Origin of the sequence: Gulosibacter sediminis (genome assembly GCF_023370115.1) — a bacterium.
Classification (GTDB): domain Bacteria; phylum Actinomycetota; class Actinomycetes; order Actinomycetales; family Microbacteriaceae; genus Gulosibacter; species Gulosibacter sediminis_A.
Genome location: NZ_CP097160.1, coordinates 1,936,647 through 1,949,235, shown reverse-complemented (window position 1 = coordinate 1,949,235; position 12,589 = coordinate 1,936,647). Strand labels below are relative to the sequence as shown.

The window sequence follows — 12,589 nt, the reverse complement described above, 5'->3', positions numbered from 1 at the left end:
CGGCCATGACTGACCTCATCACTGGCCGTGTGCGCGCCGTCTTCCGCGACGCCGTCTCGCAGCGCATGGTGCTCCGGGAGATCGATCGCATATGGCAAGCCGAAGGCTTCGCTCCGGGGACAACTACATTTCTTGGTGGCCAGCGCGTCACACTCTGGGCCGAGTACGAGGCATCCGTTGACTGGGCAAGCCTTGAACACATCCGTCGTGTCCTCCGCGTCTACGAGAGTTTCCTCATCGAGTTTGGCGGTGACGACATCACTCCGTTCACTCGCGTGCTCGAACTCGACGGCCTCTCGGTCGACCCGAGTCGCAAGATCACGATGGTCGGCGGTGCGCTCTCGAGCCTCTCGGGCTTGGACGGGCTACGTGATTCCTCAGGAATCCGCGACGCCTTCCGCCGTATCGAACTGCTGCTCGACTCCGACCCGGCCGGTGTCGTCGGGGCAGTCAAGGAACTCATCGAAGCGACCGCCAAGACGGTGCTGGAGCACCTGGGGGAGACGGTAGTCAGGGACGCAGACCTCCCTGCGCTCCTGACTCAGACGCAAGACGCCCTCGGACTGTCGGCGTCAGGCGTGAGCGGCACTGCCGACAGCTCGGGGTCTATCAAGAAGGTGCTCGGCGGGCTCAAGGGAATCGCTATCGGGATCACCGAACTGCGCAATGCCGAGGGTAGCGGCCACGGTCGCACGCGTGCATCCAATCTGACCGCCAGGCATGCGCGCCTCGCGGTCAACGCCGGACGCACCTGGTGCGAGATCGTGCTCGACACATACGGCGACCAGTCAGCGCCGTGGCGACGGAAAGTGAAGTAACCGTGGGGCATCGCGACTACACGACAGCCGGATTTGACTCACCGGAAGTGCAACACAATATCATGGCATTCGTTGGCAACGGATTTGACCTCCAGGTGGCGAGCGACTACCAGATGCCGATTGATACTCGGTATGCCAGTTTTTACCACTTCCTCAAACTCCGATCATTTGATGAGACAAACCCGATTCTCCAGGAGATGGAGGAATTGCAGCGCGCGAGGAAAGACAACTGGAGTGACGTTGAAGCAGTTGTCGAAAAGATGCTTCGAGAGAATCGGGTGCGACCCCGCGAACTCGGCGAATCACTCAGGCGGATACAGGAGCAGTTCTCGCAGTTCCTCGAACTTGCGGTGCCGAGCTCCCTACTCGTTCGACTTGGCGCGGATTCAATGAACAACAACTCGGCAGTAACGTCGTTGCAGGAGTTCTTGGGGGATCTCGATCGTGACGACTACGCCCGACTGCAATTCCCCAAGCGAATCAACAACTTCGACGTATTCAACTTCTTCTTTGTCAATTTCAACTACACGTCACTGCTCGATGACTTTGTCTATCTTGATCAGCAGCAGTTCGATCCGAGGCCCTACAAAACCGTGGACCGGAACTTCGACTTCAAGATCGACCCGGGTGCCGTTGCTGGCGAGTGGGGAGACCATTTCTCTTCCTATGTCACGTCGGACGTCGTTCACCCTCATGGACACCAGAGCATCCCTCGGTCGCTCTTGTTCGGCGTAGACACTCCGCAGCATGTGCGTGGTAACCAAGATCCGGCGCTCAGGCTCGCCAAGCCATTTTGGGCTCAGAATGACCTGCGGTATCGCCACTTGTTTGATGATGCCGAACTCTTCATCATCTTTGGTTGTTCGCTCGGCGAATCCGATCGATGGTGGTGGAAACATATTGCCGACGCTCTCGGAACTGAGCGCACTCGATCCGATGGGGTGAGAAAATACTCACCGGAACTCATTCTCTACTGGTTCAATGGGGGCGGAAACGTATGGGATGTCGATGCGGTCTGCGACAAATTCCTTGAGTTTGCTGCGCCATCCGAACGCGCTCGGCTGAGGGAGTATGTCCATGTCGTTATGCACGACGTCGGAACTGCCAGAAACTGGCTCAATACCTCTCCAGCAGATGGCAGTAAACTCTAGCGTGAATGTTTGGTGTTTGCCGGTCGCCTGGATTTGACACCTGAAACCCGAGGAGCGTCGGCTGATATGCGCTCGCTTCCCGTTCCCGCCCCGCGCTGGCCGCATCTCGATCCCAGCCGCCATCAGCGCCGTGCGGATCGTTGTTGGAGTCGAGCCGAACTCCTTCGCGACTGTCGCGAGCGACGCACCCTGGACATACCGGAGCGCGGCGCCCTGTACTTGCTCCCGTGTCAGTCCTCGGCTCTCGTTGCGGAGCGCAACGCACCTGCGATTGCAGATCTCGCTGACCGTGGCGCGGTGGATGTGGAAGCGCTCAGCGATTTCCTTGACCGAGACACCAGCCTTGTACAGCTCAACAACTTCGAGCTGCTGCTCGATCGGCAGGTGCAGCTGCGGCTTGCGCCCTCGCCGCCCAGAAACGGCCTGTGGGGCCGTATCTGGCGCTTCCGGGGGCTCCGCTTGCTCTCGCCTAGGTTTGGGCGGGCAGCCCGCCCTGTAGGCCAACAGCAGCCGCCATTCTTTGTAATGGTCGCTGCCGAGGTCCATGAATGTGATGAGTCGGGACATATGTCCCAGATGAGTCACGAGATATGTCACTCAACGAGAGCCTGGCCATCGGCCAGGCTCTCGTTGTTTGTTTCTCCAGTAGCCGCGGTCGGGGTCGATGTCGTGGGTGGAGAGCACTTCGCCGGTGGTGAGGTGGGTGACGGTGACGGTGGTGTCGTCGGCGATCGCGAGGACGCGTTTGCCGTTGTTCGCGGTGCCGATGCCGAGGTGGTGCATGCGGCCGGCGCGGCGGAAGCTGATCGTGCCGTCGCTGACGCGGTCGTAGCGCAGTCGGTAGTGTGCGGTGTCGGTGGGATCGCTGGGGACCGCTTTCGGGGTCGCGGCGAAGGCCTGGGCCGGGGTGTGCCCGGTGAGGGATCGGTGGGGTCGGCGTTCGTTGTAATGCTCGCGAAACGTGGTCAGCTGGGTTTGGAGTTCGTGGGTGGTGCGGGCGCGAGGCCGGGCCGTAAGCCACTGTTTCAGGGTTTGGTGGAAGCGTTCGACTTTGCCCTGGGTTTGTGGGTGGTTCGGGGCGCCGTTTTTCTGTCGGATGCTCAGGAGCGCGAGGACGTATTCGAAGGCGTTGCGGCCGCCGCCGTGGCGGGTGGTGGAGACGCGGCCGTTGTCGGTGAGGGTGGACGCGGGTGGGCCGTCGCGTTCGATGTTCGCGATGAAGCTGGTGACGACGTCGTCGCCGGTGACTGGGGTGTGGGCGGTGCAGGAGAGCAGGTATCGGGCGTGATCGTCGAGCCAGTTGAGGATTTCGACGTCGGTGTTGTCGGCGAGGCGCCAGTGGGTGAAGTCGGATTGCCAGGTCTCGTTGGGTTGCGCGGCTTCGAAGCGGAGGTAGGAGGAGCGGGGGGCGTTTGCGGGGTTCGGGGACGATGAGGTTTGCGGCGTGCAGGATGCGGCGGATGGTGGAGGTTGAGGGTGGGGTGAGGCCTTCGTTGTTGAGGTGCCAGGCGATGGCGGCGCCATCGGCCGTCGATGCCGCGATGGCGGATGCGAGGGCCGAGCGGCCGGGCGGCTGACGGCGCGAATCGAACTTCAGCGGCCCGCGACCGCGCCGACGCGAACCCCCGCTGAGTCGCCGCGGAGATTCATCTTGAGAGGTGTGCCTTGCCCTTCGCGCGCCTTTCGGCGGCGCAGCGTCTAGCGGGCGAGGCATCCCGTCACCCAACGGTCGAGGCGGGCGTACGCCTCATTGCGTGCCTCACGCCTCGAGAGAAAGACGTCGTGGAGCGCACCGTCGATGCGCTCGACGGTGACCGATGACCCGAGCTTGAGCGAGGCGCGCGCGATGTCGTCGACGACGAGCACCGTGTCGGCGCGAGTGAGGTCCTCCGACCAGCGGGCGGGCACGGCGGAGCGCTGCGAGAGCAGGACACAAATTGGCGCGGCGATGCCGAGCCCCTTTGCGACTTGCGCGTGAGCGCTCAAAATCGCGTGCAGCCAGCCCGTGTGCACCGGCATCGTCTGCGCGGGGCGCCAGGGGAGATACACATCCATGAGGTCGTCGGGGTCGGCGACCTCCGCCTGGGCGCGCGAGTAGAAGCCGAAGTCGACCTGCGGTGAGGTGCTGAGCGGGCGAACGCGTGACTGCAGGTCGAGCACGGGCGAGATCACGCCGCGCGTGATGCCGCTAAGCTGAAACTCGAGCCAGGGGCTGTTGAGGATGAGCGCCGACGCGACGCCCGGGTGGCGCGCGGCCCAGAGGCTCAGGGTGAGGCCACCGGTGGAATGGCCGATGAGCACGAGGCGGCGGTCGCTGCGGGGTTCGTCCACCGACCAGCCCATCGCGGCGAGCGCGGCGGCGAGGTCTTCGTCGTAGGCGGCGAGATCGGTGATGTAGCCCGGTGTCTGGTGCTCGCGCAGGCTGCGGCCATACTTGCGCAAGTCGAGCGCGAAGAATCGCGCCCCGCGGTCGGCCCAATAGCGGGCGAGCCGACGCTGAAAGAAATAGTCCGACCAGCCGTGCACATAGAGCACGTCGACATCATCAAGGGGTTCGCGTGGCGCCCACCATCGACGCTTCGGTGGCAGCAGCCGCACGAGCGTCGCCTCGACTTCGCCCTCGTCGTCGGGCGCGAGCGTCAGCGTGAGCTGCTCGAACGGGGCCCCGAGCACATCGGGACGCCACTCGCTAGCCATGCGATTCAGCCTACGACAGTGCCGACCCGGTCATGCGTGGGAACGTGCCGGGGCACCTCGGGCGACCCTACGCATCCGTTGGTTGCGGTGACGTGACGGCCGGCGCGGGCTCAACCACGCGGAGCCCGCCACGCTGCGCCGCGGCCCCCGCGACAAACACGATCGTGACCCCTACAACCTGCATCAGCGTGGGCTGCTGCGCGAGCACGACCACGCCGATGAGGATGCCGAAGGCGGGTTCGATTGAGAGCAGCGTGCCTAAGGCGGTGTGGGTCATGCAGCGCAGGGCGAGCATCTCGAGCCCGAACGCGATCACCGGCGTGATGAGGGCGATGCCGGCAGTGACGGGCAGGAGCCACCAGGTGAACTCGCCGCCGATCACCTGCGGCAGGCCGACCGGCAGGGTGGCGAGCGCCGCGACCGGAATCGTGAGCGTGAGGCCGCTGATGCCCGCGAAGCGGTCGCCGACGTGCTGCGTGAGCCGTTGTACAGCCCCCAGCAGACGCCCGCCATGACGGCGAAGGCGACGCCGACGAGGTCAATGTGACCGCGCCACGGCTCGGTCAGCAGCACGACGCCGACGAGCGCGAGCGCCGGCCATATGAGCGACTTGCGCTGCTTACTCATGAGCCCGGCCACCATGAGCGGCCCGAGGAACTCGATCGCGACGGCGGTACCGAGCGGGATGCGCTCGACCGCGGCGAGGAAGAACGTCGTCATCATGCCCGTCACGACACCGAGGCCGATGAGCGTCGCAAGCGCCGCGATCATGACGACGCCGAGCACCGGGATGGCGAGGAAGGTCGCGCGCCAGCCGAGCTCGTGGCCGAGCCAGGTGCCGAGCGGCACGCCGGCGAGGTTCGCGAGAGCGATACCGCTGAACATGACGGCGACCGCCTTCGAACGGCGCTCGGGCGCGACGAGCTAGGCCGCGACGACCGAGCGAATGCCGACGTCACCGAGGCGGGCCGCAAGCTGCTCGAAGCTGCACGTCCACTGAATGATGCCGCGCTTGAAGCAGCGCTCGCCGAGCTCGGTGAGGACCCCGAGTTCGCCGACTTAGTGGGCGTCTTGCGCGGTTGACCTGCGCGCTCGCGGCTGATGGCGCGGTGTGAGGATGCCCAGCTTTCTCACCAAGCGCTCATGTGCCACCGAGGCCGGTTCGCTAGTCAGAGATACGAGCGAGCAAACCTGCGCTCGCGACAATCGCCAATCCTGTCGGGAGGCAACTGACTATGACGAACCAAAACACCTTTAGCGATCTTGCCAACGCCGATGTCTACGACAGCGCCGGGCACAAGCTCGGTGGCGTCAATAATGTCTCCGTATTCGATGGCACCGAGGAGCCCTCGTGGGTCACGGTGAACACGGGTCTCTTCGGCAGCCACGAGACCTTCATTCCGCTCGCCAACGCGCAGTTCAATAGCGGCGGACTCGTCGTGCCGTACGAGAAGTCGTTCATTAAGGATGCGCCAAATATCGGCCCCGACGGCGAGCTCTCGGTGGAGCAAGAGAACGAACTTTTCCACTACTACGGCATCGACAATCCGAACGCGGTGCGCGGCAACGCCGGTGTGCCCGGGACGGATTCGCGCGACGGTGAGCGAGATGCGAGCGACACCAATGCTCGCCAGGGCGACGCGGATGCGCGTGACACTGGCGTTCGCCACGACCGCGCGGATGCGCGTGACGCTGACGTTCGCCACGACGGCGTGAATGCGCGCCAGGACGAGCGGGATGCCGGCGCGGCCGGGGATCGCGCGGCGCTCGAGCAGGAGTTCCAGCGCGGCGATGGCCGTCACGAAGGCCGCGGTGCCGAAGCGGGTGTGGGCGTCGCGGGAGCTGCCGCCGCGGCGGGCGCGCATCCGGGTACGGGAGCCGAACCACTCGACCCGAACGCGAACGCTGTGCCTCGTGATCGACACGCCGACCCGAACGCGAACGCTGTGCCTCGTGACCGACGCGTCGACCCGAACGCGAACGCTGTGCCTGGCGACCGACGCGTCGATCCGAACGCGAACGCTGTGCCCGGCGACCGACGCGTCAACTCGAACGCCAATGCGGTGCCCGCTGGGGAGCGGCTTGACTCCGGCCAGGATGCCGCCGCGGGCGAGGAGCGACTCGACCCGAATGCCGCCGGGCGCCATGCCGCGACTGGCGCGGGCGTTGCATCCGACCCCAACACGGCGGGCAGCGCAACGGCTCCCGCGGGTGGTGCCTCGCAGCAGAACGCGGGCGGCAACCTGCGCCTGCGCAAGCGGGTCGTCACCGAGACGAAGCTCGTCGAGGTGCCGGTGCAGCGCGAAGAGATCGTCGTCGAGAACCCCGACGGCAGCGTGAGCCCGGTCGACGGCGCCGACGGCGGCGCCCCGATGCGCTAAAGCCTGACGAGTCTGCGCGGCGGTGGCGAGTGCGCCACCGCCGCGCGGTTCTTTGCGCCACGGGCCGGGGGAGATGCAGGCGCATCGAAGTCATGTCGGAGGCTCGACATAACTTCCGGAGTGAGGCACGACATGCGTCGAAACCTGCCTCGCTACCTATGGAGTAACCGTGTCAAACTTCCAAAACCCGCCCCAGCAGCTCTACCCTCCCGCGCCGCACCAGGCGTCTGGGCAGCCGCCGATGGGCGAGCAGCCGAAGCGCACGAACGGGCTCGGCATTGCCGCGTTCATCGTCGCGATCGTCGGCTTCATCTTCGCCTGCATGCCGGGCGCCCTCATCATCGGGTGGGTGCTGCTGCCCATCGCGTTCATCCTTGGCCTCGTCGCCATCTTCCTCAAGGGCAAGGTGAAGTGGCAGGCGGTGAGCGCCGTCATCATCTCGGTCGTCGGCACCATCGTCGGATTCATCGTCTTCTTTGTCGCCGTCGGCAACGCCATTGGTGACGCGGTTGAAGAGAACAGCAACGTCAACGTGACCTCGAGCGAGGCCGCTGAGGTCGACTCAGCCGAGCAGGATGCGCCGGCTGAGGAGGCGGACGAGGCCGTGGCCGAAGAAGCCGAGGCCGGCACCCGCGAGAACCCGGTTCCGCTCGGCTCGTCGCTCGAGGGTCGCGACTGGACCGTCACCATCAACTCGGTCACGCTCGACGCGACTGACGCGGTGCTGGCCGAGAACCAGTTCAACGACGAGCCCGCCGAGGGCAACGTCTACATCCTCGTGAACTACACGATCACCTACACCGGTGACGATGCCGATGGATCGACCCCGATTTCGGTCGGCCTCGACTACGTCACGGCTGGCGGCAACACCGTCGAGTCATACGACAGCCTCGTGGTCGCCCCCGACGCAATCGACACGATGAACACCCTCTATGAGGGTGCGTCGACGACCGGCAACGAGGTATTCGAGGTACCGGCTCCAGTTGACGGTGTGCTGGGGGTGAGCCCCGGCATATCGGCCGAGACCGTGTTCGTCGCGATTCAGTAGTTCAGTAGTAACGCCGCAGAAGCGGTGAAGGCCCGCGCATCCACCCGGATGCGCGGGCCTCGTGGTTTGTCCGAGGGTGAGGCCACCGCCGTCTGCCAGAATCGACCCATGTTTGAGGTCGAACTGCGCGGCACCGTGATCACCGATATCGCCTCGCTCTACGACGAGCTCAACCGCGGCTTCATGCAGAGCGAAGACTGGCGGCTCGGCGAGAGCCTGGACGCGCTCGACGATCTCCTCTACGGCGGTATCGGCGACGCCGTCGGGCACGACCGCATCCGCGTCACGTGGCGCGACCACGAACTTAGCCGCGCCGCCCTCGGCGTCGACACCACCGCATCCTGGTACCAGGCGAAGCTCGCGCGACCCGGCACCTTCAACGCCGAGAAGATCACCCGCGACCTCGCGGGGCTGCGCGCCGCGGGCGAGCCGACCTACTTCGACCTCGTGCTCGACGTGTTCGCGAGCCACGACAACGTCGAGCTCGTACTCGCCTGACGTTGCAAGGCGTGCCGTCTCAGGGCACAGCCAGGTGAGGTGGCACAAGGTGCGCGAGGGCACCCGTGCATAGATTGCGAGCGTCTTCGCGCATCTCCTGCCCGGAGATCGTTGCGGACCGCAGACGTTCACAGTGCGGCAAGGAGTTCCACCTAGGCCGCGGCGACGAGCGGCGGCGGTTTGCGCAGTTGGGGCTGGCGGAACGCGAGCAGCGTCGCGGTGATGACCCCCGAGGCGAGGATGCTCGCGAGCACGATGAGCTGGAACGTACCGGCCTCGATCGGCGAGGCGCCCGCGAACACCGCGCCGACGAAGGCGCCCGGCAGTACGACGAGGCCGGTCGTGCGAGTCTGGTCGATCGACGGCATGAGCGCGTTGCGCACCGCCGGCCGCGCGATCGGCGCGAAGGCCTGCCGCGGAGTCGCGCCGAGGGCGAGCCAGCCCTCGATCTCGTCCCAGTGATCGCGCGCTCCCGCGTCGAGCAGCCGCAGCGTCAGCGTCGCGATCGTCATGGTGTTGCCGACGACGATGCCGCCGACCGCGAGCAGGTACCGAGGCTCAAAGGCGAGCGCGCCGGTGCCGAACACGATCGCCATCGCGACACACGGGCCGAGCGCCATCGAACTCGCGAGCAGAGCAATCGGGACGCCCATGCCGCGGGTGCGCCGGGCCGACGTGAACACCGCCGCCGCGAACATCACGACGAGCCCGAGGCCAACCCAGAGCGGATGCGTGATGACGCCCGACAGCACGAGGCTCAGTGCCGCGAGCTGCAGAGCGGCACGGGCGACGGCGACGATGACCTCGTGCGGCGCCGGGATGCGGAACGCCGCGAGCCCGCCAAACGCGATGCCGGCGAGCAGCACGATCGCGGCGACGGTCGGCAGCCACCCGAGCAGCTCCTGCCCGGTCACGATGCGCGCCTAGTTGTCACCCCGAGAGTGTGGCACACCCAATCGACGCGCGGCGTCGGGCACGTCGGTGGGGCGGCGGGGCTACGCGAGCGACTCGGCGAGCGCCTTGAGGCGCGACACGGATGCGCCGCCCCTCCTCGAACGCGACGACGCGGGGCTCGGTGGTGTCAGTCATGGGCGCCACAGTGGCACCGCCGGGTGAAAGCGGCCACAAGGTGTTCGACAGGAGCGGGTCTCAGCGACCCGGCCCGAGGCCTCAAGCACGACATCCCGCTGCGCCACGTTAGCGCTCCGGCGCCGCGGTTGAGCGGCGGATCGCGAGGGTCGGCGTCGCGATCTCGTGCCGCGCATCCGCCCCATCGAGCATGTCGGTGAGCTGCCGCAGGGCGAGCGACCCCATCGAGCGGCGCGGCTGGTCGACGCTCGTGAGCGTCGGCCGCATCCGGGCCGCGAAGTCGATGTTGTCGTAGCCGACGATGCTGAGGCGGCCGGGCACCTCGACGCCGGCGTCGCTGAGCTCGCCGATGAGCTCGACAGCGATGCGGTCGGTGGCGCAACACACCGCCGTCGGGGCGTCGGCGTCGCCGGGGGCGAGCATGCCGAGCAGCGACTCGATGCCGGGCACGACGCTCGCGTGGTCTTCTAAGCCGAGTTCGCGCATGGTCTCAAGATAGGCCTCGCGCCTGGCGACGGCCGCCGGGCGCGGCGAGCCGGGCAGATGCACGATGCGGCGGTGCCCGAGCGACGCGAGGTGGTGCACCGCGAGGCGCATGCCGGCGCGGTCGTCGTTCGACACCTGGCCGATGCCGGGCGAGAGTTCGGCGGGGCGGCCCACGACGACGAGCGGCACCCGGCGCGCGAAGTCGCCGATCGGCGCGCTGTCGGCCCGACCCGAGACGATCACGACCCCGTCGAGCCCGAGCCCGATCATCCGCTCGAGGCGGGTGCGCAGCAGCGCCGGGTCGCGGCGGGCATCGGCCATGACCACCGACATGCCGTTCGTCTCGGCCTCGTCTTCGATGCCGTGCACGACGTCGGTGTGGTAGCCGCTGCGCAGGTCGTCGAGCAGCACGCCGATCATCTGGCTGCGGCCGCGCACGAGCGAGCGCGCCCACGGGTTCGAGTGGTACCCGAGCCGGTCGGCGACGTCGAGAATGCGCGTGCGCGTCTCGGGCCGCACGCCCACGTCGCCGCGCACGGCGAGCGACACGAGCGACTTCGATACGCCCGCCTCGGCGGCGACATCGTTGAGGGTCGGCGCGCGGTGGCTCTTTGCTCCCATGGCACTGTTCTAGCAGCGTTGGAGCGTTCCAGGAATTTCCAATTGGAGCGTTCCACAACCGTTCACATAGCGGTGCCAAGCCGTACACGGGTCCTTCGTACGGTCGTTGCGAACGCGACAGAAAGAGACCCACTCGTGCCGACCACCGCATCCCCCCTGCTTTACGCGCCCCGCGCCCTGCTGCTCGACTTCGGCGGCGTCATCTTCGAAACGGTGAAGCGACCCACCGGTCGAGACGAGCTGGCTGCGTCGATCGTGGCGCGTGCCGCGCGAGCCGGGCACAGCATCGAGCAGGCCGAGGTGCGCACCTCGCTCGACTCGGGACTCACCGCGCTGCGCCACTGGAAGCACGCGTCGAGCCGCCGCCTCGAGCCGCGCGAGATGACGCACCGCGAGGTCGTCGGCGACTTCCTCGCGGCCGAGCTGCCCGAGCCCATCCGTGCCCTGCTCGTCGCCGAGGCGAGCGCGCTGCTCGAGGAGCAGAACACGACGATCTCCGACCACAACGTGCGCCCGGGCATCCCCGAACTGCTCGCCGAGGCCGAGCGCCGCGGCATTCCCCTCGGCATCGTGAGCAACGCGCACTCGGGCCGCAGCCACCGCCGCCTGCTCGCGAAGCACGGCCTCGACGCGTACTTCAAGGTGCAGGTCTACAGCGACGAGGTTGGGATGCGTAAGCCGCACCCGCGCATGATCGAGCTCGCGTCGGCGGCGCTCGGCGTCTCGCCCGCCCACGCCTGGTACGTCGGCGACACGCAAGACCGGGATGTCGTGGCCGGCCGCCGCGCGGGCGTCGGCGCGGTGGTGCTCACGGTGAGCAAGCACACCGACCAGCCGCCGTTCGGCGTGGCCGAGGTAGCGGATGCGGTGTTCCCGACCCCCGAGGGGCTGCTCGAAACGCTGCGGGCGGCGGCCGACCCCGCGCCCGCCTCGGCGCTGCCCGCAGCGACCGACGCGCTGCCCGCGGGCCGGCAGGCAGCGCTGCTGCTCGACCACGGTGGGGTCATCTCGACCTCGCAGCCCGACGGCGCGCTCCTTGATGCGTTCTGCGACTCGCTCGCGGCGCTGCTCGACGCCGAGGACGAGCCGGTTGACCGCATCCGCGCCCGGGCGCTCATCTCGGCGGGCATCGACCGCTACCGCGAGTTCAAGGTGACCGAGCGCGAGCGCCCCGACGGCTGCCACGAGATCGGCGCCGCGCGCTTCTGGCGCGACCTCGTCGGCGGCGACCTCAGCCCGCGAGCCCGGGCGCTGCTCGAGGCCGAGGCACACGATCTGATGTTCCGCTTCGGCACCGCGAAGAGCAAGCGCACGCCGCGCCCCGGCATCCGCGAGCTGCTCGAGCACGCCGAGCGCGAGGCGATGCCCGTTGTCGTGGTCTCGAACACGATTAGCGGCCGAGCCGTGCGCGCCGAGTGCGCCGCCCAGGGCATCGACCACCTCATCGCCGCCTACGTGTGCTCCGACGAGGTCGGCGTGCGCAAACCGGATGCGCGCATTCTGCGCGAGGCGCTCCTCGTCGCCGACGCCGACCCGGCCCGCACCTGGTTCCTCGGCGACAAGCCGCGCAATGACGCGGCCGGTTCGCTCGCCGTGGGCATCGCCCGCCGCGTGCTCGTGCGCGGCGGCTCGACCGGCGACGCCGAGATCGACGCCGCCGTCGCCGAGGGCATCGCCACCGACGCCATCGACTCCGCCGCCGACCTCATCGACCTGCTGACCCCGAGCCGCGACGCCGCCACCGCGGCAGTGTCGTGACCACATCCCTCCATTAGCCGACGCTGCGTGACCCCCGAATCA

12 protein-coding genes and 1 pseudogene are annotated in these 12,589 nt (G+C 67.4%); 6 read left to right on the top strand and 7 right to left on the bottom strand.

Annotation, left to right across the window (positions count from 1 at the left end; genetic code table 11):
* Positions 1 to 5: 5 nt before the first annotated feature.
* Both M3M28_RS08995 and M3M28_RS08990 read left to right on the top strand, forming a co-directional pair.
* Complete coding sequence (locus tag M3M28_RS08995; protein ID WP_249386138.1) at positions 6 to 818, top strand: abortive infection family protein; 813 nt, start codon at positions 6 to 8, stop codon at positions 816 to 818.
* The gene (locus tag M3M28_RS08990) at positions 797 to 1,969 is read left to right on the top strand and encodes an AbiH family protein (protein WP_249386137.1); all 1,173 of its coding nucleotides are present in this window, start codon (positions 797 to 799) and stop codon (positions 1,967 to 1,969) included. Before M3M28_RS08995 ends, M3M28_RS08990 begins: the two co-directional genes overlap by 22 nt.
* 315 nt (positions 1,970 to 2,284) lie before the next feature.
* Here M3M28_RS08990 and M3M28_RS12800 read toward each other — a convergent pair.
* The 5 genes and pseudogenes from M3M28_RS12800 to M3M28_RS08970 all read right to left on the bottom strand — a co-directional run.
* Positions 2,285 to 2,515: pseudogene (locus M3M28_RS12800) on the bottom strand (hypothetical protein); the annotation flags it as partial.
* Positions 2,516 to 2,566: 51 nt separating this feature from the next.
* The gene (locus tag M3M28_RS08985; RefSeq protein WP_249386136.1) at positions 2,567 to 3,493 is read right to left on the bottom strand and encodes an integrase core domain-containing protein; all 927 of its coding nucleotides are present in this window, start codon (positions 3,491 to 3,493) and stop codon (positions 2,567 to 2,569) included.
* A 174-nt stretch (positions 3,494 to 3,667) separates the two neighbouring features.
* Positions 3,668 to 4,666, bottom strand: coding sequence for an alpha/beta hydrolase (locus tag M3M28_RS08980; RefSeq protein WP_249386135.1), 999 nt, complete (start codon positions 4,664 to 4,666; stop codon positions 3,668 to 3,670).
* A gap of 67 nt (positions 4,667 to 4,733) precedes the next feature.
* Positions 4,734 to 5,069: an EamA family transporter gene (locus M3M28_RS08975; protein WP_459076726.1), complete on the bottom strand. Its 336-nt coding sequence runs from the start codon at positions 5,067 to 5,069 to the stop codon at positions 4,734 to 4,736.
* On the bottom strand, positions 5,045 to 5,551 hold the full coding sequence (locus M3M28_RS08970) for a DMT family transporter (protein ID WP_249386134.1): 507 nt from the start codon (positions 5,549 to 5,551) through the stop codon (positions 5,045 to 5,047). The genes M3M28_RS08975 and M3M28_RS08970 overlap by 25 nt, the downstream gene beginning before the upstream one ends.
* A gap of 350 nt (positions 5,552 to 5,901) precedes the next feature.
* On the opposite strand from M3M28_RS08970, the gene M3M28_RS08965 reads away from it, so the two are divergent.
* The 3 genes from M3M28_RS08965 to M3M28_RS08955 all read left to right on the top strand — a co-directional run bounded on the left by M3M28_RS08965 (position 5,902) and on the right by M3M28_RS08955 (position 8,593).
* The gene (locus tag M3M28_RS08965; protein WP_249386133.1) at positions 5,902 to 7,047 is read left to right on the top strand and encodes a DUF2382 domain-containing protein; all 1,146 of its coding nucleotides are present in this window, start codon (positions 5,902 to 5,904) and stop codon (positions 7,045 to 7,047) included.
* A 169-nt stretch (positions 7,048 to 7,216) separates the two neighbouring features.
* Positions 7,217 to 8,095, top strand: a complete 879-nt coding sequence (locus tag M3M28_RS08960; protein WP_249386132.1) for a DUF308 domain-containing protein — start codon at positions 7,217 to 7,219, stop codon at positions 8,093 to 8,095.
* Positions 8,096 to 8,203: 108 nt separating this feature from the next.
* Positions 8,204 to 8,593, top strand: coding sequence for a barstar family protein (locus tag M3M28_RS08955; RefSeq protein ID WP_249386131.1), 390 nt, complete (start codon positions 8,204 to 8,206; stop codon positions 8,591 to 8,593).
* A gap of 152 nt (positions 8,594 to 8,745) precedes the next feature.
* Here the strand turns inward: M3M28_RS08955 and M3M28_RS08950 are convergent, their stop codons facing one another.
* On the bottom strand, positions 8,746 to 9,507 hold the full coding sequence (locus M3M28_RS08950) for an ABC transporter permease (protein ID WP_249386130.1): 762 nt from the start codon (positions 9,505 to 9,507) through the stop codon (positions 8,746 to 8,748).
* Positions 9,508 to 9,790: 283 nt separating this feature from the next.
* A complete protein-coding gene (locus M3M28_RS08945; RefSeq protein ID WP_249386129.1) occupies positions 9,791 to 10,789 on the bottom strand; it encodes a LacI family DNA-binding transcriptional regulator in 999 nt (332 codons plus the stop codon).
* Between the two features lie 135 nt (positions 10,790 to 10,924).
* Between M3M28_RS08945 and M3M28_RS08940 the strand changes: the two genes are divergently transcribed.
* Entirely contained in the window at positions 10,925 to 12,547 is a 1,623-nt protein-coding gene (locus M3M28_RS08940; protein WP_249386128.1) for an HAD family hydrolase, read from the top strand.
* Positions 12,548 to 12,589: the final 42 nt, after the last annotated feature.

Bases quoted from the DNA above. Each gene is read 5' to 3' on its own strand.
- M3M28_RS08970 (WP_249386134.1), bottom strand. From the start codon at position 5,551: ATGTTCAGCGGTATCGCTCTCGCGAACCTCGCCGGCGTGCCGCTCGGC.
- M3M28_RS08945 (WP_249386129.1), bottom strand. From the start codon at position 10,789: ATGGGAGCAAAGAGCCACCGCGCGCCGACCCTCAACGATGTCGCCGCC.
- M3M28_RS08980 (WP_249386135.1), bottom strand. From the start codon at position 4,666: ATGGCTAGCGAGTGGCGTCCCGATGTGCTCGGGGCCCCGTTCGAGCAG.
- M3M28_RS08965 (WP_249386133.1), top strand. From the start codon at position 5,902: ATGACGAACCAAAACACCTTTAGCGATCTTGCCAACGCCGATGTCTAC.
- M3M28_RS08995 (WP_249386138.1), top strand. From the start codon at position 6: ATGACTGACCTCATCACTGGCCGTGTGCGCGCCGTCTTCCGCGACGCC.
- M3M28_RS08955 (WP_249386131.1), top strand. From the start codon at position 8,204: ATGTTTGAGGTCGAACTGCGCGGCACCGTGATCACCGATATCGCCTCG.
- M3M28_RS08985 (WP_249386136.1), bottom strand. From the start codon at position 3,493: ATGGCGCCGCCATCGCCTGGCACCTCAACAACGAAGGCCTCACCCCAC.